Annotated in this window: 21 protein-coding genes; 14 read left to right on the top strand and 7 right to left on the bottom strand. The window is 41.6% G+C overall.

Annotated elements, in window-relative coordinates; translation table 11 throughout:
* Positions 1–44 precede the first annotated feature (44 nt).
* The 3 genes from FE392_RS04690 (at position 45) to FE392_RS04680 (ending at position 2,431) form a co-directional block, all read left to right on the top strand.
* Positions 45–761: a fimbrial biogenesis chaperone gene (locus FE392_RS04690; protein WP_319929121.1), complete on the top strand. Its 717-nt coding sequence runs from the start codon at positions 45–47 to the stop codon at positions 759–761.
* Between the two features lie 11 nt (positions 762–772).
* Positions 773–1,294: a fimbrial protein gene (locus tag FE392_RS04685; RefSeq protein ID WP_319929070.1), complete on the top strand. Its 522-nt coding sequence runs from the start codon at positions 773–775 to the stop codon at positions 1,292–1,294.
* 69 nt (positions 1,295–1,363) lie between these two features.
* Positions 1,364–2,431: an MrpH family fimbial adhesin gene (locus tag FE392_RS04680; protein ID WP_319929069.1), complete on the top strand. Its 1,068-nt coding sequence runs from the start codon at positions 1,364–1,366 to the stop codon at positions 2,429–2,431.
* Between the two features lie 53 nt (positions 2,432–2,484).
* Here FE392_RS04680 and FE392_RS04675 read toward each other — a convergent pair whose 3' ends face one another.
* Positions 2,485–3,225: a 4'-phosphopantetheinyl transferase family protein gene (locus FE392_RS04675; protein ID WP_319929068.1), complete on the bottom strand. Its 741-nt coding sequence runs from the start codon at positions 3,223–3,225 to the stop codon at positions 2,485–2,487.
* A gap of 131 nt (positions 3,226–3,356) precedes the next feature.
* On the opposite strand from FE392_RS04675, the gene galE reads away from it, so the two are divergent.
* From galE to FE392_RS04655, 4 genes are all read left to right on the top strand, one after another.
* Complete coding sequence (gene galE / locus FE392_RS04670; protein WP_319929067.1) at positions 3,357–4,376, top strand: UDP-glucose 4-epimerase GalE; 1,020 nt, start codon at positions 3,357–3,359, stop codon at positions 4,374–4,376.
* 63 nt (positions 4,377–4,439) lie between these two features.
* A complete protein-coding gene (locus FE392_RS04665; RefSeq protein ID WP_319929120.1) occupies positions 4,440–5,501 on the top strand; it encodes a UDP-glucose--hexose-1-phosphate uridylyltransferase in 1,062 nt (353 codons plus the stop codon).
* A gap of 46 nt (positions 5,502–5,547) precedes the next feature.
* Positions 5,548–6,714, top strand: a complete 1,167-nt coding sequence (gene galK, locus FE392_RS04660) for a galactokinase (RefSeq protein WP_319929066.1) — start codon at positions 5,548–5,550, stop codon at positions 6,712–6,714.
* A 70-nt stretch (positions 6,715–6,784) separates the two neighbouring features.
* Positions 6,785–7,474, top strand: a complete 690-nt coding sequence (locus FE392_RS04655; RefSeq protein WP_319929065.1) for an O-methyltransferase — start codon at positions 6,785–6,787, stop codon at positions 7,472–7,474.
* A 100-nt stretch (positions 7,475–7,574) separates the two neighbouring features.
* Here the strand turns inward: FE392_RS04655 and FE392_RS04650 are convergent, their stop codons facing one another.
* The gene (locus FE392_RS04650) at positions 7,575–8,069 is read right to left on the bottom strand and encodes a membrane-associated Zn-dependent protease 1 (protein ID WP_319929064.1); all 495 of its coding nucleotides are present in this window, start codon (positions 8,067–8,069) and stop codon (positions 7,575–7,577) included.
* Positions 8,070–8,153: 84 nt separating this feature from the next.
* Positions 8,154–9,071: a lipase family protein gene (locus tag FE392_RS04645; RefSeq protein WP_319929063.1), complete on the bottom strand. Its 918-nt coding sequence runs from the start codon at positions 9,069–9,071 to the stop codon at positions 8,154–8,156.
* Positions 9,072–9,393: 322 nt separating this feature from the next.
* Between FE392_RS04645 and FE392_RS04640 the strand changes: the two genes are divergently transcribed.
* From FE392_RS04640 to FE392_RS04620, 5 genes are all read left to right on the top strand, one after another.
* Entirely contained in the window at positions 9,394–10,764 is a 1,371-nt protein-coding gene (locus FE392_RS04640; RefSeq protein WP_319929062.1) for a pyridoxal-phosphate dependent enzyme, read from the top strand.
* Positions 10,765–10,784: 20 nt separating this feature from the next.
* On the top strand, positions 10,785–11,969 hold the full coding sequence (locus FE392_RS04635) for a trans-sulfuration enzyme family protein (protein WP_319929061.1): 1,185 nt from the start codon (positions 10,785–10,787) through the stop codon (positions 11,967–11,969).
* 201 nt (positions 11,970–12,170) lie between these two features.
* Positions 12,171–12,674: a peptide deformylase gene (gene def / locus FE392_RS04630; protein WP_319929060.1), complete on the top strand. Its 504-nt coding sequence runs from the start codon at positions 12,171–12,173 to the stop codon at positions 12,672–12,674.
* A gap of 232 nt (positions 12,675–12,906) precedes the next feature.
* On the top strand, positions 12,907–13,356 hold the full coding sequence (locus tag FE392_RS04625) for a hypothetical protein (RefSeq protein ID WP_319929059.1): 450 nt from the start codon (positions 12,907–12,909) through the stop codon (positions 13,354–13,356).
* Positions 13,357–13,625: 269 nt separating this feature from the next.
* Positions 13,626–14,282, top strand: coding sequence for a hypothetical protein (locus FE392_RS04620; RefSeq protein WP_319929058.1), 657 nt, complete (start codon positions 13,626–13,628; stop codon positions 14,280–14,282).
* A gap of 195 nt (positions 14,283–14,477) precedes the next feature.
* On the opposite strand, the gene mutH is transcribed toward FE392_RS04620, so the two are convergent.
* From mutH to leuA, 4 genes are all read right to left on the bottom strand, one after another.
* Complete coding sequence (gene mutH / locus FE392_RS04615) at positions 14,478–15,158, bottom strand: DNA mismatch repair endonuclease MutH (protein ID WP_319929057.1); 681 nt, start codon at positions 15,156–15,158, stop codon at positions 14,478–14,480.
* Positions 15,159–15,746: 588 nt separating this feature from the next.
* Entirely contained in the window at positions 15,747–17,408 is a 1,662-nt protein-coding gene (gene sgrR / locus FE392_RS04610) for an HTH-type transcriptional regulator SgrR (RefSeq protein ID WP_319929056.1), read from the bottom strand.
* 188 nt (positions 17,409–17,596) lie between these two features.
* Positions 17,597–18,724 (bottom strand): 3-isopropylmalate dehydrogenase, encoded by a 1,128-nt coding sequence (gene leuB, locus FE392_RS04605; RefSeq protein WP_319929055.1) that lies wholly within the window; start codon positions 18,722–18,724, stop codon positions 17,597–17,599.
* A gap of 2 nt (positions 18,725–18,726) precedes the next feature.
* Positions 18,727–20,310 (bottom strand): 2-isopropylmalate synthase, encoded by a 1,584-nt coding sequence (gene leuA, locus FE392_RS04600; protein ID WP_319929054.1) that lies wholly within the window; start codon positions 20,308–20,310, stop codon positions 18,727–18,729.
* Between the two features lie 1,075 nt (positions 20,311–21,385).
* Here leuA and leuO point away from each other — a divergent pair.
* Positions 21,386–22,333, top strand: a complete 948-nt coding sequence (leuO, locus tag FE392_RS04595) for a transcriptional regulator LeuO (RefSeq protein ID WP_319929053.1) — start codon at positions 21,386–21,388, stop codon at positions 22,331–22,333.
* Positions 22,334–22,741: 408 nt separating this feature from the next.
* Positions 22,742–24,565: an AMP-dependent synthetase/ligase gene (locus FE392_RS04590; protein WP_319929119.1), complete on the top strand. Its 1,824-nt coding sequence runs from the start codon at positions 22,742–22,744 to the stop codon at positions 24,563–24,565.
* The last annotated feature ends 369 nt before the right edge of the window (positions 24,566–24,934 follow it).

Genomic DNA, 24,934 nt, shown 5'->3' with positions numbered 1-24,934 from the left:
CAAAATATTTGATAAATACAGTAATTAATCGTTTTATTGTGTGTATGTTTTCATTGTTCGTATGTACCTTTGCAGTACAGGCTTCAATTTCACTGGACAGAACGAGAATTGTATTCCCCGGAGATAAGCAGTCCATTGCATTGAATATTGTAAATGAGAATCAAGAGTTGCCTTATTTGGCTCAGGCTTGGTTAGAAGATGAAAATCAACAGAAAATAACCACAGGGCCACTGGTTGCTACTCCGCCGGTACAACGTTTACAGCCGGGAAAACGAGGATTGGTTAGGTTGGAAGCGACTTCTGCGGCCAATTTATTGGCACAGGATCGTGAATCATTGTTTTATTTCAATTTGCGGGAAATTCCCCCTAAAAGCGAGCAGGACAATGTATTGCAAATTGCTTTGCAAACTAAAATTAAACTGTTTTACCGTCCGAAAGCGATACAAAAAGAGCCTAATGCTGTTTGGCAGGATCAATTGATCTTACATAAAATATCTGGCGGATATCGCATCGAGAATCCAACACCTTATTACATCACGATGATTGGTATGGGAAATAATCAGGAGCAATCTGAGAAAGGGAAGTTTGATACGGTGATGTTGGCTCTGTTTGGCAGTGAAGGTGTGAAAAGAGGGCAATATATTACACCTCATCTGACTTTTATTAATGATTACGGCGGACAGACTATGCTGCAATTTCGGTGTGATGCAGAGAGATGCATTACGGATAAAAATAAAAAAGTAGATGAAAATAAAAAGTAGGATATAACATTATGAACCGTTATATATACATTACTTTATTTTTTCTTGTGTTCTGGAGCCGATGGGGGGATGCCAAAGATATTCATATTACGATACAAGGAACCTTACGGGCACCAGCGTGTACAGTAACGGGGACTGATGGAAAGAAGTCAATCACTGTTTCATTTGGAGCGGTGAAAATTTCAGAAATTGATTCAGCAGAAAAAGATATTCAATTGCAAGTCGATTGCGATAGCCCTTTACCGGAAAATAAATTATTGAAAATAAAAATCAATGCAGAACCTTATTATAAAAACAGCATGGATTATAAGAATTTGTTTAAAACTTCAATGGATGGTTTGGCTATTGGGTTTATGAAAGATGGTCAGCCTATTTCTTTGAATGCTTGGATTGATATTAATAATATTAATATCAAAGAAGATAAACCAAAAGGTACAGTAACGCTAACAACCAGATTATTTAACAGGGGGTCTAATACATTGAAAACGGGAGTATTTAATTCGTCAGCTAATATAGTTTTAAAATATGAATGATTAAATGTGATTAAACACAATTCGATATCAATTTTACTTTGTGGTAAAGGTGTCTTTCTAGGGGGGATTGTGAGTAAATTTAATTTTATATTTGTTTTTTGTTTTTTCATTATTGGCTGTGAATATGTTTATTGTCAGGAAGGAGATTGGGTTTATTATCTTGAGTCAGGTAATACTAATTCTAATGCTAATGCTAGTTATACAGGAGTGATGTCTAGAAATGGATTGTTAGAATTAAAAGTTAAACTCCCTACTAAGGTAACTGGTACTGTTGGTATAGTTAATGAAAATGCTTATGCTAACAGTTCTTATACAAATAATTTAACCTATTTGAACTTGCTTAATAAAATAAATTTTTCAATAAATGGTTCTATGTTTAATGCTGATTTGGAGTTTAGTGATGAATATAAGGAGATGTTGACGCATACTTATAATTATTTTATTTATGATAAACTAAATGGTTTTATTTCAATTTGGAGTGAGAATGATAGGTATGAGTTTAAGCGTTTGGAAAATAATAAAATTTATTCATTTGATAATAAAATTAAAACTGAAATGGTATTATACTATAAATTAAATGAAGATATTCCACATGGAAGCTATAATGGAAGTGTAAATATAGGGAAGTTTGGCGTCTATGGAGAACGCTCCAAACAATTCTATGTGGAAAGTTATGGGCTGAATATAAACTATGGTGCAAATTTAAACCTAAATTACATCATCAACATCACTAATTCATGTACTTCAAAACTACCTAATGAAGTAGTTTTAAAACATGAAGATTTAACAACGACGAATTTTTCTGGAAAAATTAAGAAACTCCCCTTGTATATTCAATGTGATAGTCCTGTGCCAGTTAATTTTTACCTATATGATAATAAAAATAAAAATAATTTTGGAAAGTTAGACGATGGTAAAATAAAGTTAACGATTCCGACAAATATACGAAGTGTTGAGAGTTCGTTAGTTTTAGAAGGGAATGAACCAATGTCGAAAGGCAAGGGCAATGAAGTCAGAATAAATGTGGGTTCAGGGGGCGAGATTTTAACCTTAAGTAGTAAGTTAATAAAAACATCGGATGATGTAATCCCCGGAAATTATTCAGCGAAAGCAACATTAGAAGTATGGATAGATTAACTGTATTCACAGCAAAATCAGCCAGTTATTCAATGGTGATTTTGCTGAACAGTTTACTCCACAATATACGTCAATACCTGCTGTTGCGGCATGAATACAAACGTTCCGTGAAGCAGAGAGCCAACCTGATACTGCTCGGATAGTGTTTTCAGCAATTTGATGCTTACAGTGTGGGAGCTGCAATCAATAGAAGTAATTTCAGCCGCGTGAAAATCAAAAAAGCATTTTACATGGGGATAAAGCGCTTTAAACAGACTTTCCTTAATGGAAAAGGCAAGCGTGAAGGCCTGCCCAAAAGGCAATGAACATGCTGCCAATAACGCTTTTTCGGTATCATTAATAATGCTGGCGGAAACATTTTCGATCGTATCGGTTTTGATTTCCTGCTCAATATCGATACCGATAATCCGGTAATGCTCACAAGAAGCGGCAAAGGCAATGGCACAATTGGTTGAATGTGAAATAGAACCGCAAATATTGTCAGGCCAGATGGGAGAGCGATCCTTGGCATTGGCTACCTGAAAATGCGGATAATTCAGGTGATTCAATACTTGTTGTGTACAGTAGCGAGCAGCCAGATATTCAGAACGCCGTTTGTTGACGGCGTTCTGTAAGTTGACTGGAAACGCAATGCCATGTTCATCAAATAATGTATCTCGATAGAAAGTCTGAGAAAAATAAGCCAGCATGACCTGAACGTCAGGATATTCAGGCAGTGAGCCTGTTTGTAGATCTGTGAAAAAAGGATCATTTGCAGAAGAAGTTTGAACAGAGGTAAAGGTAATTTTTTTCATCTCAGTTTCGATTGCCGGATAACAGATTGCTAAAAATGATTACCCACATTCTGCCACACTTTAATTTCGGTTCACTAATGTGCAGACTCTTTTTATACTCTTGTTGCTATCATTTTTAAAAAGGGCTTAATGTGGAAATATTAGTGACAGGCGGAATGGGGTATATCGGCAGCCATACCTGTGTTCAAATGATGGAAGCAGGCATTACGCCAATCATCATTGATAATCTGTGCAATGCCAATCGTGAAGTGCTGGCTCGCATTGAAGCGTTAACAGGGGCTAAGCCACTATTTTATGAAGGGGATATTCGTGATGAATCATTCCTTGATGCCATTTTTTCCCGCCATAACATTCAGTCAGTGATCCATTTTGCTGGTTTGAAAGCGGTTGGCGAATCGGTTGACAAGCCTATCGAATATTATGATAACAATGTCAACGGAACGCTGGTGCTGGTGCGCAGCATGCATAAAGCGGGTGTAAAAAGTATTATTTTCAGTTCATCTGCAACGGTATATGGCGATCCTGATGTCGTCCCCATTACGGAAAACTCCACAGTCGGCAATACCACCAATCCTTACGGCACCAGTAAATATATGGTCGAACGTTGCCTGTCTGATCTTTATCATGCAGAAAGTGATTGGTCTGTCGTGCTGTTGCGCTATTTTAATCCGGTTGGTGCGCATCCTTCAGGAACAATGGGCGAAGACCCACAAGGCATTCCCAATAATTTGATGCCTTATATTGCTCAAGTCGCGGTAGGTCGTCGGGAAAAACTGTCTGTCTATGGCAATGATTACCCGACATCCGATGGTACAGGGGTTCGCGATTATATCCATGTCATGGATTTGGCTGATGGGCATATCGCAGCATTGAATGCAGTCGGCAAGAAATCGGGCTTGCATATCTACAATTTGGGTACAGGAAAGGGCACCAGCGTGTTGGAAATGGTGGAAGCCTTCGGTCAGGCTTGTGGCAAACCTGTTCCGTATGAAATATGTCCCCGCCGTCCGGGAGATATTGCTGAATGTTGGTCAAGTCCGGAGAAAGCCGAACGTGAACTGGGTTGGAAGGCTCATCGCACCGTTGTTGAAATGACCGCAGATGCGTGGCGTTGGCAGTCCCAGAACCCGAATGGCTATAAGTTGAAGTAGTAAGTTGAAATAGAGACTTTTTAATCGTCTGTGGGGTGTGGTGCAAATAGAGAGGCTTCCATGATGCCAAAGATGCATTTCAATTCAGTTGATTACCCACATCGACGGTATAACCCTTTGACGGGTAAATGGGTTATTGTGTCACCACATCGAACCAAACGTCCGTGGAGCGGAATTGATGAAAAACCGCTCCACAATTCGTTGGAAAGTTACGATGAACACTGTTTTTTGTGCCCGGGAAATCCCCGCGCTTCCGGTGATATCAATCCAAACTATCCAGATGTCTATGTGTTCCAGAATGATTATTCAGCTTTGTTGCCTGAGCGTTTTGAGCTACTTCCGGCAGATAATCCGTTATTTAAAATTGAACCAGTAAGTGGAGTTTGCCGGGTGCTCTGTTTTTCTCCCGATCACAGTAAGACCTTGCCAGAGCTACCGTTGGTGCAGATCCGTCGGGTTATTGATGAATGGAATGCGCAGATTGAAGAACTGGGCCAGCGTTATATTTGGGTACAGGTTTTTGAGAATAAGGGGGAATTAATGGGATGCTCGCAGCCTCATCCTCACGGGCAGATTTGGGCCAGTGACTTCCTGCCTGATGAATTACTCCGTAAAGATGAATTATTGCGGCAATATTATCGCCAGCACGGCACGAATTTATTGCTGGATTATGTTGGGGCTGAGCGGAAAGATGGCTCACGAACGGTTGTGGAAACAGAACATTGGTTGGCTGTTGTCCCTTATTGGGCAATGTGGCCGTTTGAAACGATGTTACTGCCAAAGGCGCATATTCGTCGAATGAGTGAACTGACGGCAGCGCAGCGTGATGATCTGGCCGTCGCTCTGCAAAAATTGACCAGCCGATACGATAATCTTTTCCAGTGTGCATTTCCTTATTCAATGGGCTGGCATTTTGCCCCTTTCGCAAACCAAGAATGTAATATTGATCATTGGCAATTACACGCGCTGTTCTATCCGCCGCTATTGCGTTCAGCCACGGTGCGCAAGTTTATGGTGGGTTATGAAATGCTGGCAGAGGCGCAACGTGATTTGACGCCAGAACAAGCTGCCGAGCGGTTGCGTGAAGTCAGTGATATTCATTTTAAAATGCGTGATGCAGGATAAAGGTGTATTCATATAAAAAAGTGTGTAGAGAGAGGAAGGCACAGTAATGAATCGTTTAATCCAGAAAGTCACTGAATCATTTAATGCAGAATTTCTTTATTCACCGACGCATCTTTTTCAGGCTCCGGGACGAGTAAATTTGATTGGCGAACACACAGATTATAACGAAGGTTTCGTTTTGCCCTGTGCTATCAATTATCACACCGTCGTTGCCGCGGCCAAGCGCGACGATACCAAAATTCGGGTTATTGCGGTTGATTACCATCACGAGCGCGATGAGTTTGATCTGGCTGAGCCAATACTTTTTCAACAAAAGAAAATGTGGGCAAATTATATCCGGGGCGTGGTGAAGTTTCTGGCGGAACGTGGTTATGTATTTGGTGGCGCGGATATCGCAGTCAGTGGCAATATTCCGCAAGGTGCGGGCCTGAGTTCTTCTGCATCGCTGGAAGTCGTGATTGCGCAAACCATCAAATCGCTTTATCAGCTTGATATCAGCCCCGAAATAATCGCATTAAATGGGCAACAGGCGGAAAACCAGTTTGTCGGCTGCAAATCCGGCATCATGGATCAACTAATCTCGGCTTGTGGAATAGAGCGTCATGCTTTGCTGATTGACTGCCGCACATTGGAAACTCAAACGGTAACCATGCCGGATGAAATGGTGTTGATGATCATCAATTCGAATAAGCGGAGAGGGTTGGTAGGTAGCGAATACAATATCCGTCGGCAGCAATGTGAAGATGCTGCGCGTTTTTTCGGTGTAAAGGCATTACGTGATGTATCTCTTGAAGATTTCAATGCCAGACAAGCGCTGCTTAACCCATTACTCGCTAAACGTGCCCGTCATGTGATTACAGAAAATTTACGTACTCTGGCAGCAGCAGATGCTTTAAGGGCTGGGGACTTACCACGTCTGGGGCAACTTATGGCTGAATCACATATTTCTATGAGGGATGATTTTGACATTACTGTTGGTGAAATTAATGTATTGGTGACGATTGTAAAAAATGTGATTGGTGAGTATGGCGGGGTGCGGATGACAGGCGGTGGTTTTGGTGGTTGCGTTGTCGCATTGTTTGCCCCTGACTTAGTGGAAAGTGTGAAAAAGGCGATTGAGCTTCAATATGAAGCTAAAACAGGCCTGAGTGCGTCAATTTATTATTGCCGCGCAGTCAATGGAATGAGTCTTATCTCCCCTCCTCTTTTTTAAATTTTGTCTTTTCAATGTAACACCTGATCAATGTAATACCTGAAATTAAAAATAATGAAAGGAGTATGTTGTGAATACAGAGCTACAGCAAACAGCATTGCAGCAACAATGGACAAATGTTGATGATTATCTAAAGAAAGCACTGCTACATCCATCCCTTGATCTTGATAACACCCTTGAATACAGCAGAAGTCAGGGATTGCCTGCCATCGATGTTTCCCCATTGCAAGGGAAGTTTCTGCAAATGATGGTTCAAATTAGCGGAGCAAAACGCATTCTGGAATTCGGTACATTGGGCGGGTACAGCTCTCAATGTATGGCAATGGCATTGCCTGACGATGGCGCGTTAATCACTTTGGAAAAAAATCCCGATACGGCCAAGGTAGCCCAGCATAATATTGAAAGAGCACAACTTGGCCACAAGATCAAAATTATCGTAGGCGATGCGAGAGAAACGTTGCCAACACTGGTTAAAGAAGAACCTTTTGATTTGATTTTTATTGATGCGGATAAGCAAAGCAGCTTGCTCTATCTGGATTGGTCCATCAAGCTGGGACGTCCGGGAAGCATCATCATCATGGATAATGTGATCCGTGAAGGTGCTATTGTGCATGAGCAGCGCGACCTGCCTACTGACGGGGTGCGTCAGGCGTTGGACTCTATGCTTAATCGCCCTGAAATTACTGTGACGGCCATACAGACTGTAGGTGAAAAAGGGTGGGACGGTTTTGCTTTAATGCGGATAAATACAACTCAATAATCTGCAAATGAATGTTTAATTTCAGCAAAGAGTCGCTCGCAAACTGGATGGTTTATTTTTCATAAACCATCCTGAGATGAGCCAGGCAACGTCAGTATTATTATTTTTTGGCTTCGGTTTTGCTGGTGGGAGTCGCTTTTCGTGCGTTTTGGCACGCTTTGCGTTCATCCGGCTCACGCTTTTTGATGATCTTAGCGGTTTCATCCGTGGTAGAAAGAGGGAAGCCCATATCATCATAAGCGCCCATTCCAATTAAGCGATAACCGCTGAGCGGGCCATCGACCGGAATGCGAAACTCTTTTTTCTCCCCTGCCGCCAGTGAGTCAAATGGATGCACGACCAATTTACTCGGTTCACATGTACCATTCAGAGGCAAAACAGCGATATATCCTCCAGCCACAGGTTGATCACCTTTATTTTGCAGTGTGCCACCCACGAAAAATTGGCCATTGGCCCCGAGTCCCATGTGGAACAACAAATGTGCTTCTCCTTTTGCCCACAAAGCAGGTGTAAATAAGCTGCTTGCCAGCAATATTGCACTATACACGCAATGACGTAATGCATTGCCACGTGATAAATAACCACGTCTTTTCATTAGGATTCTCCTGTTTGTAAATGTATAACGTTTCCCAGCATGAATAGGTATTACAGCGGTCGGCAAAAAAATCAAGTGGTGTGGTTAAAGGTGCACGCAAGGATCCTTTATCTTGGTATTTTTGCTGGACATAATTTTTTTATATTTGTCTAAATGTAACCTAGCGATGTAACTCATTAAGATATGATTGCATGTCAGCCCAGAGGTAATATTCACGCCATTCGGCGTATTGATATTGGTAATGTTCTGCAATGAAGAGTAGCCGCTGATTTCCAGAGGAAGGTGCGGAATCAGATCATCAATGTAATTGAATACCTCGTAATTGACTGCACCGTGGCAAAAATTTTCCTGAATGCTGAGAGAAAATGCCTGATTTCCTGGGCGTGGGCAGGCAAATAAACACGCGTAGTGATGCGGGATCAGCGGTGCAATATTGTACATAAGGTAAGATGCCAGCGCAGAGCCAAGGCTGTGTCCCATTATTGTTATGTTAGAGCCACCTCTCAATTTAATGAAATCGGCGAGCCCATCAGCCAAATCTAACTGATTATAATTATTGGAACTGCCATTACGGTAAGGCATAAGCTCCCGAGGCTGGAACCTCAATGAGTTATATATGCGGAAAAAGCCTTCATGCACTTGTTGTTCCAGCGCATTGTGCCACGGTGAGATTAACTGGGTATCGATATCACGCAAAATCTCCATTAGATTGCTTGCATCTGTCCCACGGATAGCAACCGCATACTTTCCGCTAGCACCTTTCATCTCTGCAAGATATCCATAGCAGACCGTGGTAGGCAATTGGAATAGCTTTTTTTTATTCGTATCCGGATCTGTCGAAACAGACAGGTCATTTCCCCAAATATAGCCGACAAGTTCCCATCCATCTTCTTCAATCCGTGGATCAGGAACCGGCGTTGGGTTGTCGTAATATTGGCTATTCATATCCGATGCATACAGGATTAACGCAGCAAAATCAGCAGCTTCTTGATATGTATACATAATAACCTCTTTTTATTATTCTGATTTTATTATTCATATTATGTAATTTTATTGTAGCTTATTTGTTTTATTTTGGTTGTCAGGCGAGATGAGAAGATCGGGCGCAGGAACACAAAAATAAGGAAGTGAATGAAGCCAGCAAAAAGGTAATTTTGAATACGACAAGTTTCGAATTAATTACCTTTTGTTATATGTAGTTTTTATTTGTTCTTTCAAATTGATTGCTGCACAGCGTTATCCTCTCTCAATCTATATTCTCTTTATATTCTTTTTTAATCTAAAAATTTTATTTGTGAATCTTACCGATAATCAAGAGGCTAATATGGCAGCACCGCGTTCGGTTCTTGAACTGATAGGAAATACACCGTTACTGGAACTCACACATTTGGACACGGGGCCTTGTCAGCTGTTTATTAAGCTCGAGAACCAAAATCCGGGCGGGTCGATTAAAGATCGTGTTGCACTTTCAATGATTGAGCAGGCAGAAAAACAGGGAATCTTGAAGCCGGGTGGAACGATCATTGAAGCGACGGCGGGCAATACAGGCATCGGGCTGGCATTGGTTGCTGCGATGAAAGGCTATAAATTGATTTTGGTTGTGCCAGATAAAATGAGTAGGGAAAAAATTTATCATTTGCGTGCTCTGGGAACCGATGTGCGCCTGACGCGCTCCGATGTCGGGAAAGGGCATCCAGAATACTATCAAGATTACGCACTGCGTTTATCGAAAGAAATCAGCGGCGCATATTATATTGATCAATTCAACAATCCCGCGAACTCCATTGCCCATGCGACAACCACCGGCCCGGAGATTTGGCAGCAAATGGAACAAAACGTGGATGCCATCGTAGTCGGTGTCGGGTCTGGTGGCACGCTCGGCGGACTTAGCCAATACTTTAAGGAAGTTTCGCCTGAGACTGAATTTATCTTGGCTGATCCAAAGGGGTCGATTCTCGCCGATTATGTTGAACACGGTCATTATGATGATGCGGGAAGCTGGTTTGTTGAAGGTATTGGGGAAGACTTTATTCCACCCCTTGGAGATTTTTCTCAAGTACACCATGCTTACCGCATTACAGACGCGGAGGCTTTTTCCAACGCCCGCAATTTATTGCTGACAGAAGGCATATTGGCGGGCTCCTCTTCGGGAACCCTGCTGGCCGCCGCATTACGTTATTGCCGGGCACAAACGACGCCTAAACGCGTTGTGACATTTGCCTGTGATAGCGGCAACAAATATCTGTCGAAAATGTTTAATGACTATTGGCTGCTGGAACAAGGCCTGTGTTCTCAGCCACAGGAAAACAATTTAAGCGATTACATCACTTACCGTTATCGTGATGGTGCAACGGTTTTTGTTGCTCCGCAAGATACGCTGCAAATCGCGTATGGCCGCATGCGTTTGTATGATATTTCACAATTACCCGTGATCGAAAATGATCAAGTCGTCGGCATTATTGATGAATGGGATCTTATGCATAATATTCAGGCTAATTCCCGTAATTTTTCTCTATCCGTTACTGAGGCAATGACCAGCCAAATACAGACTCTTAATAAAAAAGCACCATTAGCGCAGTTGATTGCGACCTTTGATGCTGGTCATGTGGCGCTGATTGTTGATGACAACAATCAATTCCTTGGCCTTGTTACCCGTACCGACGTGTTGAACGCATGGCGTCAACAACTCAATTGATCTCTTTCAGGAATAACTTAATGACTAAGTTTGATAAAACTAATACGCATCATATTAAATTTGACACCAAGAGCGTTCATGCAGGCTATGTTCCTGATCATACTGGTGCTGTCATGCCGGCAATCTATGCGACATCCACGTATGCCCAACCTGCACCGGGGCAGCATACCGGATACGAATATTCCCGCAGTGGGAATCCGACACGTGATGTGCTGGAAAAGGCCATTGCGGAGTTGGAAAATGGAACGCGTGGTTATGCGTTTGGTTCTGGTCTGGCAGCCAGTTCCACCATTTTGGAGTTATTGGATAAAGACAGCCATATCATTGCGGTGGATGATCTGTACGGTGGCACTTACCGTTTGTTGGAAAAAGTGCGCCGCCGCACTGCGGGGCTGCGGGTTACTTATGTTGAAGCCGGGGATATTGCAGCTTTGGAAGCCGCCATTCAGCCTGACACCAAAATGATTTGGGTGGAAACCCCGACTAACCCACTGCTGAAATTGGCGGATTTAGCGGCTATTGCGCAGGTTGCTCAGCGCAACAATATCATTAGCGTTGCGGACAATACATTTGCTTCACCTTATATTCATCGCCCACTTGATTTGGGCTTTGATATCGTTGTTCACTCTGCAACTAAGTACCTGAATGGCCATTCCGATGTTGTTGCTGGTCTGGCCGTTGTGGGCAACAATGCTGAATTGGCGGAACAAGTTGCTTTTCTGCAAAATTCCATTGGCGGTATTTTAGATCCATTCAGTAGCTTTCTGGTACTGCGTGGTATCCGGACATTGGCACTGCGAATGGAACGCCATATTGCCAGCGCAGAGAAAATTGCCCATTGGCTGGAACAGCAACCGCAAATTGAGAAAGTGTATTATCCCGGCCTGGCTTCTCACCCGCAGCATGAATTGGCAAAGCGTCAGATGCAGGGTTTTGGCGGTATGATTTCCATCACGCTGAAAGGCGATGAAGATTACACGCGCAGGTTCATCCAAGAATTGCAATTATTCACTTTGGCAGAAAGTTTAGGCGGTGTTGAAAGCCTTGTTGGTCAACCATTTACCATGACCCATGCGTCCATTCCTCTGGAAAAACGCTTGGCTGCTGGGATCACGCCGCAATTAGTCCGCATTTCTGTCGGTATTGAAAATGTAGATGATTTGATTGCTGATTTGGCTCAGGCGTTTGAAAAAGCGGCCATTTGAAGCAGCGATATCGTAATAAACAATCAATAAGCAAAAAATACTCAAGAAGTACGCCAGCCGATTTTTTCCCGGTTGGCGTTTTTATATGTTCCCGAATGGATTTCAATTTGCAGTATTGACCACAAAACGATAATTTTAAGATGGCAGTTTATATATACTCTAGGGCATATAATTGGCCATATTAAAAAGAGGGTATTGATTATGGCAATTTTAGACATACTCACAATTCCAGATGAAAGACTGAGACAAAAATGTGTTGATGTCACTGATTTTGACAAAACTCAAACATTGATTGATGACATGCTGGAAACTATGTATCACACTGATAATGGTATAGGTTTGGCAGCACCACAGGTTGGTCGGAAAGAAGCTGTATTAGTTATTGATCTTTCTCCAAATCGTGATCAGCCCATGGTCTTGGTCAATCCGAAAATTGTTGAAAAAGAACGTAGTGTCGTGAATCAGGAAGGTTGCTTATCGATACCTGGATATTACGCGGATGTTGAACGGTTTGAAAAAGTGAAAGTAGATGCTTTGGATAGGTATGGTCAGCCGTTAACGATTGAAAGCGAAGATTTTTTATCGATTGTGATGCAGCATGAAATTGATCACTTGCAAGGCATTCTTTTTATTGATTACTTATCACCACTTAAAAGGCAAATGGCACTTAAAAAAGTTAAAAAATATATCAGTAGTACAAAGTAGCAAAGAATGTGATTTTTTATGATGTGATTTTATGTGATTATCTTTTGAATAAATTGTAACATGTAAAAATATTAAGTTTTTATATGTTACTGTTATCTAAATTATTAATGATGGCTATGAATAATAAAGATTAACATTACATCATTGAAGAAAGTAAGTTTTTGAAAGGCGAAAAATATATCTGATGGGGTTTAAATGATTTGGTGGTAATCTTACAAACAGAGGAAATATTGTGAGCGTGACAAGTGATACAGCGAATTATCAACAACCTAATTTTTCCATTGATTTTAATCTGATAGATACAACTGATGCGAAAGCAGGTACTTATTTAATGATACTGGATGCTGAGGGGCTCAGAAATGCTCATATTCCCTCGGTGAAAATCGGCAATAAAATGGAATATGCCCAGATTTCATCAACAGCCAGCAGCAATGAGCTGGCGTGCGCCATTTATATCAGAAATCAAAACAATCACAGTTACCCGTTGGTTGGCACCATGTACATTAACTACCACCCACTATCCGGAATTGTGGATATTACCTCAGTAAAAGTCTCTCCAGAATCTCAGCTGGACATAGATATCGATAGGGTGGGTAATGCAAAGTTTGATTTTAAACTAACAGCAAAACAAAGTGATTATGCCTTGTGTAATTCGGCTTCCACCGAGACGGCAAGAGAATGAATTTCCAATAAACTGCAAATCACAGTAGGTGGCCATTTGGTAGGCCACCAAATTTATTATCTCATAATAATCAATTATATATTAATAAAATATATGCTTTTTAAAGTTCATTGAGTATACGTTTAAAAACGTACGTTATTATTTATTTAGTTATTCAAAATAACTAAACAGTGCGGAGCTTAATGATTGGTATAGTGTTTATAACTATATATCAACATTGGTAAATTTGCAGTGAAAGCTAATTTATTAAAATGCTAAAGGTAAATACCATGGCATGCAAATATGCAAAAATTAACTATAATAGTGAAATAAACGCAACCGTATTTATTGAATATCCATCTGATCACAATCCCAAAGGAAACGTTGGGATGTATATTGGTAGGATTATGAATGAAAATGGGAGATTTGAGGAAACTCTTCCTAATAGAGAGCTAAGAATTGTGGATTATCAACTTCCTGAAATTCCAGCAGGATATGGTGGGAAAGTCGATACTAGCGCAGCAAAGCTATTGTATATATATAAAAATTATGGTCGGGGCACTCAAAATAATCGTTATGATAATTCTGTCATGAATTTATTCGGAGAAGATTTAAATCGCATGTGGAATAATTCACATGTAGTCTACGAAATAACAAATCTAGATGAAGAAGAAATGATGTTATCATTCAAATATATAAGGCAGAATTCTCTAACTGTGAATAAAAGCCAGGCAACGGTAATACTTAATCTCCTGGCTGTGGGAGGTGTGATGGAATTATTATCATCTTTTGATAAAATGTTTGTCAAGGCCAAGCCTACAGCGAAAGGTGTTGCAAGTTTATGCGATGCACTGTGTGGTAATAAATATGCACGAAAATTTCAAACTTCTCAAGGAACAAGAAATCGTGGCAATATTTTAAGTATGCTGTCTAAGTTAGTGAATTAGTCATTATAGGCAAAGTGCATGCTATATGGATTTTAACATTAATCCATATTATTAAATGTATCATGGTGTGTTTACACTATTTTAATTTTAGCTTGGGCTAAATTAGGCATATTATTATGGAATTATTTTTCATGATAAATTTTTGTGAGCTTATAAATATTAAACTACAGTAATGTAAGGCGTAACCGTTTTAATCTACAAAAAGAAATGGCGTGCCAGTAACGGGGCTGTAAAATTTTTCTTCAAATAAAACCCTCTGGGCAGTGTCATTATTGGTTGACCATATTCTCCAATAGCTTCTGTCAGCGCTTTGCTGTTGGCCGCTTTGGGGCGTATTTGCAGTACTTCACCATGACGGGCTGTGATGCTTTCTATTTTTCCCAAGACAATAAGATCCATCAGTTCTTCCCAATCACGCCTCAGTAACTCTTCTTCAATGGCGTTAGGGCTCCAAAGCAGCGGAGAACCAATCCGTCGCTCAGAAAGTGGAATGTTTCTTTCTCCTTCAACGGGGATCCACAAGACGCGGGATAATTTGCGTCTGACATGACAGTTTTCCCATGTAATACCACTATTGCCAGTGAGAGGGGCGACACAAACAAAAGTTGTTTCCAATGGTGTGCCTTGATTGTCTACAGGGATCGTTTTCAACTCAATGCCGAGATGCTCAAAATCTTGCTCAGGTTTGCTTCCTGCGCTTGCGCCTAAATAGTACTCAAGCAGCATGCCTACCCAGCCTTTGTCACGTTTTAAATTGGGAGGGATAGGAAGGTTAGCGAATGCGGCAAGTTCTCCCATGGATAGGCCTGCCAAAGCGTGGGCGCGTTCGAGTAATTGTTGTTCGTTTTCAGGTGATGCTGGTGGTGTAAAGTTCATGTGGTTGAGTATATTTTCATCTGGTTAAAAAATGCTCACAAGAATAATTAAAAGTCATTATTAACTTATCATTACCATGATTGCTTTGATAATAGCATGATATAAAAGATTTTTTCATTTATGTTCCCTACATTGGAATGAAAGTTATTATGATTGTTCACCTATTTACAGAGATAATAAACAGGATCTTACACCATGTTATCCACAGATTTATGGGATAAGTGATAAAAAGTGAGAGCACTGGTTTGATTTACAGCCCTAATGGATCTTGTTTTCTACAAAAATAGGCGATTTTTGTTTAACTAAAAGGCATATCCTGTGGATAAAATCATCACTGGTCGATATTTGCTCAGTATGAGCAGCGATAAAAATTTTGAGGAGTGATCTGTATTGTAAAAAGGGGTATAAAATGTATTAACGGTATGAAAAATAATAACTATTTGTTTTTCGTTATATGTGAACATAAAATACATAATAAAAGTATACCCGTTTTACCCCTCACTTTTTCACATACATATCCACAGAAAAAGTGAATAAAATGGTTGTTATCAGACAATAAATGTTTATAACTTTAGCTTTTTCTGTGAATTAACCTTCCGAAGGGGTGAACCAAGCAGATTTGAAATCGAACCATCCGAAGGTGTTCATTTTTACTCCTTTCATGCTACGTTGGCCCTGTAATTCCAGCCAATGATGAAATAATGGGTGCAATAAATGCTGATCAATGATGTTTTTGCACCATGTTTCGACGGATAGATTGTTTTTTCTCCATAGAGAAACTTCCTTGGTTAAGTCGCTCCCCAAACATTTTTTCAGTAATGGCATCTCATAAAGAGTGGCAAACAACGAAAAATCCAACGGCTTGTAAAAATTAGCCGTTGCCAGCCAAATATCACTTTCTGCATCGCCATTGAACCAAGTGTCGTAATCGACAATTTTTATGACTAAATCGACACCATATTCCGCCAGAATAATTTTCAGGATCTGGCTTATCGTGTGGTATTCATGGTGTTGGTGATACAGAGCCACCGTCAGCGTTGTGATATCAGACGGTTTTGGGTGAGTTGGAACTAATTTACTGTGATGCCAGCGCAATAATAATCCATAGGCTGGTGACCAATGGCGTTGGTAGAAGGGGTCACAGTGTGCCAATAAATTAATGGGAGTAAGCAGACTACACAGCCAGCTACGGACATCCTCCCGTGCACATTTGGGAGAGCGTTGGTCATTAAGCAGAAAATAACAGCCTTCTTCCATTCTGCTGTCCAATGAGTTGTTGCTGCTGCCGTCACTTTCCAAATGCAGCGTGGTACAAACCAATTTCTCCGTCAATTCAGGATGTATCCAGATATTCACTTCATCAAGAAGCGCCCTGAAACCAAAATAGTGATCAAATGCCTTAATTTTGAGTTTTTGCGCATCGTTGGCAATGACCTGATAAGGCCCCGTTCCTATAGGAAAACGAGAAAAATTGGGCAGCGTCTTCCACTCCTGCGGCAAAATCATGGCATGAGGACTTCCCATCAAAAAATCAAACCGTGAATCAGCTTCATGAAGGAAAATGTCTACAACATGTGGGGTATTGGACGTAACTTCTTTAATATGGGAGAAAAGTGGGAGAGTTTTCAGATGTTCCAGAGAGCTGATGATATCCGTCATTTGCAGCTCCCGGCCGTGATGAAAATGAATGGCGGGGCGAAGATAAAAACGCCAGTGAGTATCCGTTATTTTTTGCCAATGATGGGCAAGATCACCTTCTATTTCCTCTTTTTCCTCATTTACTCGAAGCAATCCATTAAATATTTGGCGGATAAGATGAACTTCAGAGCGGCGAAGAGGAGTGCTGGGCAGTAAATTGAGAAATGGTCGATAATAAATGATGCGCAGTGTGTTTTTCCCTTGGCGAAAGTTACGCTCAAGTTGGGATAACACCATTTGGCGCACGGTATCTTTCTCTCCCATCATATGGACAAGCTGCTCTATGTCCTCTTGTTCAAACAGTTTTTCTGCCTGTTGTTGCTGGAGTTCTAATCCGCTGCGCAGGAAGTGCAACTGAGAACGCTTTCCCCGCCCGGCTTCAGCATCCCACTGTAACCAACCAACATGCTGCATATTATTGAGCAGAGAACGGACATGGCGGCGTGAACAATGCAGGATATCAGCCAGAGATTGCAGGGTGGTTTCAGTTTTTTGGCCTTGATAGTGTTGCCATAATCGAATGAACTGTTGTTGTAAACGAGGGCTCGACATAAAAGAGGAACTCCACTGGTTTTTTCATCAATTTTTGTTTTCTTATTTAAGCGGATAATGGAGCGGAATTAAAGTAGTTCAGGAGAGAGACGGTTTCTCTCTGGCTCCCGATTTTTTTTGAGTAATGGTATCTTGCCAGCCAGTAAGTCATCTTACTGGCCTTTTTCGTTAGGAATGAAGTTCAGCAATCAGGCGTGATATTCCACAATATAACGGGCGATGATATCCCCCATTTCATCGGTAGTCACAGCTTTACCAGCGCCCGCCAGATCTGCGGTGCGATAGCCGTTTTCCAAAGCGTGATTGATGGCCTGCTCAATAGCATCAGCGGCATCACTGCGCTCAAAACTGTAACGCAGCAAAAGAGCCACGGATAGAATCTGCGCTATCGGATTGGCAATGTTCTTGCCTGCAATATCAGGTGCTGATCCCCCCGCAGGTTCGTACAAACCGAAACCTTTTTCATTCAGGCTGGCCGAAGGCAGCATTCCCATTGAACCTGTGATCATGGCACATTCATCAGACAGAATATCGCCGAAGATATTGGAACACAGCAAGACATCAAATTGAGCCGGATCTTTGATCAACTGCATGGTCGCATTGTCGATGTACATGTGATTAAGCTCAACATCAGGATAATCGTTGGCAATTTCACTGACAACTTCTCGCCATAATATTGAGCTTTGCAAGACGTTTGCCTTGTCAATTGATGTTACTTTATTCCGGCGTTTGCGGGCAGATTCAAAGGCAATGCGTGCGATTCGTTCTATTTCAAAGCGGTGGTAAATTTCAGTATCAAAGGCACGCTCGTATTTCCCTTCGCCTTCACGTCCCTTGGGTTGCCCAAAGTAGATACCCCCAGTCAGTTCACGAACGCATAAAATATCGAAACCTTTCTCAGCAATATCTTGGCGAAGCGGGCAAAAAGATTCCAATCCGGTATACAAACGTGCCGGGCGTAAGTTACTGAACAGTTTGAAATGCTTGCGCAGTGGCAGTAACGCCCCACGCTCCGGCTGTTCCGCAGCGGGTAAATGTTCCCATTTGGGGCCACCCACGGAACCAAATAAAATAGCATCAGCTTTTTGGCAACCTGCGATGGTTTCCTGAGGCAGCGGGCTGCCATGACGATCAATGGCAATCCCGCCGATGTCGTATTCACTGGTTGTGATACGAATATTGAAACGATGGCGAATGGCTTCCAGCACTTTATAAGCCTGTTTCATGATTTCTGGCCCGATGCCATCCCCCGGTAAGACAGCAATGTGATACTGGCGGGTTTCCGGCTTGCCTGATGTTATATTATTTGAAGGCATAATTAGGCACGCTCCTCAGTGTTGTTCTGATGACCAGTCTGGTGTTTGGAGATACGTTGCTTTTCTTTTTCTACTTGCTCTGCCTGCCAAATACTATTCAATACGTGGATCATGGCTTTGGCGGACGACTCGATGATATCTGTTTCCAGCCCCATGCCGTGGAAACGGCGACCCAGGTATTCCACGATAATATTCACTTGTCCGAGAGCATCTTCCCCATGTCCTTTGCCGGATAACTGGTAAGAGAGCAATTTGAGCTGATACCCCGTAATGCGGCTGATAGCCTGATAGATGGCATCAACCGTACCATTTCCTGTAGAGGCTTCGGATTTGACTTCATCCCCGCAGGCCAAGCGGACAGTGGCTGTAGGCACGACATTGGTTCCGGATTGGATGCTGAAATAATCCAGACGGTAGTGCTCATTTTCTTGTTGCTGCTGATTGATGAATACCAAGGCTTCCAAATCGTAATCGAAGACTTGACCTTTTTTGTCCGCCAATTTTAAGAAGGACTGGTATAAGGTATCCAAATCGTAATCATGATCCTTGTAACCCATTTCAGACATGCGATGTTTTACGGCGGCACGTCCAGAACGTGAAGTCAGGTTTAACTGAGTATCTTTCAGGCCGATGGATTCCGGTGTCATGATTTCGTAGGTTTCACGGTGTTTCAGCACGCCATCCTGATGAATGCCGGAAGAATGGGCAAAGGCATTGCTACCCACAACTGCTTTATGGGCCGGGATTGGAGTATTGCAGATTTGGCTGACTAACTGGCTGGTACGGTAGATTTCCTGATGGTTGATATTGGTATGCACATCCAACATTTGCTGGCGTGTCTTGATAGTCATGATCACTTCTTCCAGTGAACAGTTGCCAGCACGCTCTCCCAACCCATTGATTGTCCCTTCAACTTGGCGTGCACCTGCCTGAATGGCGGTAATGGAGTTCGCAACAGACATGCCCAAATCATCATGGCAATGAACAGAAATAATTGCTTTATCAATATTGGGGACGCGATTAAATAAGGTACTGATAATACCGCCGAACTGGTAAGGCGTTGTATAACCAACGGTATCAGGGATATTGACGGTCGTTGCACCGGCTTTGATTGCTTGTTCAACTATTCTGCATAAATTGTCAATATCTGTACGGCCTGCGTCTTCACAGGAAAACTCAACATCATCGGTGTACCGGCGCGCCCGTTTAATAGAGCGGACAGCCATTTCAACGACATCATCAAATGTTCTTCTTAATTTATGGCTGACATGCAAATTAGAGGTTGCCAACACCATGTGCAGGCGGAAAGCTTCAGCAACTTTCAAGGCTTCTGCGGAAACGTCAATATCATTATCAACACAACGGGATAAGGCGCAGATCCGGCTATTTTTAATTTCTCGGGCAATGGTTTGAACTGATTCAAAGTCGCCAGGAGAAGAAACGGGGAAGCCCGCTTCAATGACATCGACTCCCAGTCTTTCCAATGCATAAGCGATTTGCAGTTTTTCTTTTACAGTCAGACTGGCTTGCAATGCCTGTTCACCGTCACGCAATGTAGTATCGAAAATAATAACTTGCTGGCTCATGTTGTTGTGCTCCTGTCAATTGGCAATGATATTTTGTTTTTAAGCGCCGAACAGGCAAAAAAAACCCGCGCAGTGCGCGGGTTTTTTTTGCTTTCTGTGGGGGTTAGCCTAACTTTGCTTTTCACCCACAAGCATACCGCGCACATTAAAGGCGATGAGTAGTAGACTTAGTAGGTGAGTAGGGTAGAACATGTAAGCTAACCTTTATTAATTTGTTAAATGAGTTTTAACTATCAGTGTGTTTTTTTATAAATACGCCATTTGAAAAATAATGTCAAGTTACTCGGGAAGAAATTTAGAGTGAATCATGCTCATAATTGGTTATTTTTTGTGCTGTTTTTGGTGCGGGTGACTATTTTTTACATTTTTAGTGATGTTTTTATCTATTTTTCATATCTATATATGAAGTAGAATCAGACCCTGATGGATGATAAATACAATGTCTGTTACTTTGCTAAAGCTGTTTGATGCGATTGTTTTAATCAGATTGCCTTGGATTTGAACACTCAAATGTGATTAGCTTTTAATAAGGACAGGTAATAAGGATAGTAAGTTTTAAAGGACAAAGATTAAGATGGATGTTAATCATGATATGACAGGGTTAAGTAAAACATAACCATATAGAATATTAATAAATTGTATCTCGATATATTGGAAGAACTAATTACTAATTAATACTTTGAATCATTTTCCTGATAGATAATATTAATAGAAAGTTCTGATAATTAGTTGGAATATAGTCATTTTATTATGAATTGTTTCTACTCCTCATTTTGCCATTATGAACTGATCGCCTTTAGGCATAAGTTGTTAATGTAAATCGAGTCATTCTATTCATATATAACGCATTAATATTCATGCTTATAAAAATATTACGACTAAGTAAATGAGATTGCATTGGTTATGCATAATTATTTTTGTACAAAAACGGAGCTCAATTTACTTTTCAAGAAATTGGAATAAATGATCTTATTAACGAATCAGACTATTTATGGTGTCTAAATGTTGCATTTGGACTCCCTCAATGATCCATTAATTAATAAGAGCGATGCTATAAGTTTAGTGGAGTGAAATAATGACTGAATACAACTCAGTAACTACAGGAAAAAAAGAATCGTGCGATGTTCATCTGCGCAGTGTTGACCTGAATCTGCTTACCGTATTTGATGCTGTAATGCAAATGCAGAATATCACTCGCGCAGCCCAAGCATTAGGGATGTCACAGCCGGCTGTAAGTAATGCGGTGGCACGTTTGAAGACGATGTTTGATGATGAATTATTTGTCCGTTATGGCCGGGGAATTCAGCCGACAGCAAGAGCAAAACAGCTCTTCGGGCCACTTAGACAGGCACTTCAAATTGTTCATAATGAATTGCCGGGGGTGGGATTTGATCCCGATAATAGTACAAGAGTATTCAACCTTTCTATTTGTAGCCCGCTTGATATTCGCCTTGCCGCTCAAATTGTTGGGCAAATTAAAAAACATTCTTCTAATATTGAAGTTGTCATTAAAACACAAATTAGTGATGACATTGAGAAGCAATTAAAATACCAGGAAGTAGAATTTGTCATCAGCTATAACCAATTAGAACAGCCTAATTTTCATAATTACCCGTTGTTTAATGACGAATTGGTTCTGGCAGTTTCTAAAAATCATCCGAGAATTGGCAAGCGAATTACCCAACAACAATTGCAAGAAGAAAGACATGCTATTGTTGCTTTGGATAATGCATATTCATTCAGTAAACCGTACTATGAAAGTAACGAACTTTTGCGTTCTGTTTCTTATCAGGGAACGGATTTAAACAGTGTTCTTAATATTGTTTCCCAGACTTATTTAGTTGCTATTGTGCCAAAATGGATGGTCGAACATTATTCTGATCAATTAAATATCTGTTCAGTACCTTTACCGCATGGTCTGGTTTATCGTCCTTGCTATTTAATATGGCATGGTTCAACTGATAGGGATAAAGGCCATCAGTGGATGAAATCCTTGCTGAGCCACTTAGGTGAGCAAGAGTAAAAAAGTATAGGGCCTATTCCAACATATTTATTGGGTAGGCTCTGAATCAAACTGTAAGCGGTGTCATTCAACGACGATGTATCCGGTTGCTGGTCGCTTTTATTGTTCTTATTTCTTTTGCATTGACCTGGTTTCTTTGGGAATGGCCTTGCTTCTTTTGAAATTGAGCACCGTCACAACACACAAGCGTTCCCATAACAGGAATTTCATCGCGTTTGACACGACGTTTATCTCCTTTTATCTATCATCATCTCCTCCCTAAGAGGGAGGAGATTTTGAAAATACACTTCCCCCTTTTACCAGTAATGGGTAGACTGCGCCAAAATAGCTAACATCTGTAAGCTGAAAAGTAGGCGTTATGCTTGCTGACTATGCTGACGAAAAATATTTATACAGGAATATATTGTGATAACAGATTCTCTGCATGCCTATCACTTGGTGAACAGATTGAAAAAGCAGCAGGTTGAACAACCAGAGAAAATTGCTTTTCAGCAATGGGCGCCATCCAAATCAGACCAGCTTGAAATGAACTGGCAGGAAGTTGGGCGCACAACGGAATCTTTGGCGAAGGCATTGCTGGCACTGGGCGTGGAAGTGCAGGGAAAAGTCGGCATATTTGCACAAAATTGCATGGCATGGTCATTGGTTGATTTGGCGATTCTTCAGATCCGGGCAGTGACCGTACCGCTTTATGCTACCAGTACCCGTGATCAGCTGGCATTTATTCTTAATGATGCGGAAGCACGCATACTGTTTGTCGGCGGGCAGGAGCAATACGATATTGCGGTGACGCTGGCTGAGTTGTATCCGGGGCTTGAACACCTCATTGTAATGGACGAATCTGTGGATTTGAAAAATTATCCGCAGGCACAATATTTATCTGCTTTTATTTCCAATGCCAACAATCATTCTGGCGACAATGCACAATATCAGTCGGAATTTGATCGCCGTATTGCAGCTCAAGATCTGGATGATCTTTTTACTCTAATCTATACCTCCGGTACGACGGGAGAGCCAAAAGGAGTCATGCTGGATTACCGCAATATCGCGGCACAACTTTATCTGCATGACCGACGATTGACCTTGACGAAGCAGGACGTTTCACTCTGTTTCCTGCCGCTATCGCATATTTTCGAACGTGCCTGGAGCTATTATGTTATGCATACCGGTGCGTTGAATGTCTATCTGACTGACACAAACCTTGTACGCGAAGCGATGAATGATGTGCGTCCAACGGTGATGTGTTCTGTTCCCCGCCTGTACGAAAAAATGCACGGTGCGATTTTGGATAAAGTCTCTCAAGCTCCTCTCTTGCGCAGAATTATCTTTAATTGGGCATTAAAGCGGGGCGAAAAGCATTGGATACGCCAGAAACAGAATAAAAAAGGCTGCCCTTTCACGCGCTTTGGTTATCGGTTGGCTGATAAGCTGGTATTGAGCAAACTTCGTGGTTTATTGGGCGGAAAAACGCGCTTCCTGCCTGTGGCAGGTGCCCGCCTTGATGATGCCATTGCTCGTTTTTTCCTGTCCATCGGCCTGAATATTAAATATGGCTATGGCATGACGGAGACCTGTGCCACCGTCTCTTGTTGGGAAGAGCAGGGATATCGTTTAGGTTCTATCGGCACACCATTACCGAATATTGATATTCGCATCAGCACAGAGGGTGAGATTCAGGTGCGTGGCCCTATTGTGATGAAAGGCTACTTTAACCGCCCAGAAGAAACGGTTCATGCTTTTACCGAAGATGGATGGTTGCGTACCGGGGATGCCGGAGGATTGGATGATAATGGCAATCTGTTCATTACTGAGCGTCTGAAAGACTTGATGAAAACATCAACAGGTAAATATATCGCCCCACAAATGATTGAAGGAACGCTGGGACAAGATCGCTTTATTGAACATATTGCCGTCATTGCGGACGCGCGCCAGTTTGTTTCTGCACTGATTGTTCCCAGCTATGAAGCCTTGGAAGAGTACGCGAAATCAATCCAACTGCATTATCGAGACCGCCTTGAATTGCTGCGCAATAACCAAATCATTGAAATGTTCGAAAAGCGTTTGAAAGAGCGGCAACAAAACATTGCCAAGTTTCATCAAGTTAAGCGATTCATTCTTTTACCGGAAACATTTTCCATGGAAAAAGGAGAACTGACGCCAACCCTGAAATTGCGCCGCAAAGTTATTTCTCAGCGCTATCAGAGTGAAATTGAATCAATGTATCAACGCTAAATGTAGATACATGGCTCCTCTCTTCATTAGAAAAATGTTTCCAATGTGTAAATTGGTGTTTGCTAAGGATTGTATCTAACGTTATGTTAGTTAACCTGACGTTATCAAAGTTCGTCAGGAAATATTCATTTATACCTGTCGCCTTTCAAGTTGCAGCTTTTTTGGCCGCGCTCGTTCACCTAGGTTACACTCGGACGCATAGTTAACTATGCTGGCTATGCTTCTGGGGATAAAACGGGAGGCTCCTGCCTCTCGGCCTCTGGTCAGCCTTTGGCTGGGCAAATTTGTCTCTGACGGATTTGTCGTTCTCTTGCCGTCGCGCTGCATCTTGAAATCCATTGGGTATATAAAATTGGGTATATATAAATA

The organism is Xenorhabdus santafensis, assembly GCF_033949405.1.
Lineage (GTDB): Bacteria > Pseudomonadota > Gammaproteobacteria > Enterobacterales > Enterobacteriaceae > Xenorhabdus > Xenorhabdus santafensis.
This window is presented reverse-complemented; position numbering and strand designations above follow the sequence as displayed.

Coding starts and splice junctions, on each gene's coding strand:
- sgrR (WP_319929056.1), bottom strand. CDS start 17,408: ATGTCGAGCCCTCGTTTACAACAACAGTTCATTCGATTATGGCAACAC.
- FE392_RS04675 (WP_319929068.1), bottom strand. CDS start 3,225: ATGAAAAAAATTACCTTTACCTCTGTTCAAACTTCTTCTGCAAATGAT.
- mutH (WP_319929057.1), bottom strand. CDS start 15,158: ATGAACTTTACACCACCAGCATCACCTGAAAACGAACAACAATTACTC.
- FE392_RS04685 (WP_319929070.1), top strand. CDS start 773: ATGAACCGTTATATATACATTACTTTATTTTTTCTTGTGTTCTGGAGC.
- leuB (WP_319929055.1), bottom strand. CDS start 18,724: ATGCCTTCAAATAATATAACATCAGGCAAGCCGGAAACCCGCCAGTAT.
- FE392_RS04640 (WP_319929062.1), top strand. CDS start 9,394: ATGGCAGCACCGCGTTCGGTTCTTGAACTGATAGGAAATACACCGTTA.
- galK (WP_319929066.1), top strand. CDS start 5,548: ATGAATCGTTTAATCCAGAAAGTCACTGAATCATTTAATGCAGAATTT.
- leuO (WP_319929053.1), top strand. CDS start 21,386: ATGACTGAATACAACTCAGTAACTACAGGAAAAAAAGAATCGTGCGAT.
- leuA (WP_319929054.1), bottom strand. CDS start 20,310: ATGAGCCAGCAAGTTATTATTTTCGATACTACATTGCGTGACGGTGAA.
- FE392_RS04635 (WP_319929061.1), top strand. CDS start 10,785: ATGACTAAGTTTGATAAAACTAATACGCATCATATTAAATTTGACACC.
- FE392_RS04620 (WP_319929058.1), top strand. CDS start 13,626: ATGGCATGCAAATATGCAAAAATTAACTATAATAGTGAAATAAACGCA.
- FE392_RS04650 (WP_319929064.1), bottom strand. CDS start 8,069: ATGAAAAGACGTGGTTATTTATCACGTGGCAATGCATTACGTCATTGC.
- FE392_RS04690 (WP_319929121.1), top strand. CDS start 45: ATGTTTTCATTGTTCGTATGTACCTTTGCAGTACAGGCTTCAATTTCA.
- def (WP_319929060.1), top strand. CDS start 12,171: ATGGCAATTTTAGACATACTCACAATTCCAGATGAAAGACTGAGACAA.
- FE392_RS04665 (WP_319929120.1), top strand. CDS start 4,440: ATGCCAAAGATGCATTTCAATTCAGTTGATTACCCACATCGACGGTAT.
- FE392_RS04645 (WP_319929063.1), bottom strand. CDS start 9,071: ATGTATACATATCAAGAAGCTGCTGATTTTGCTGCGTTAATCCTGTAT.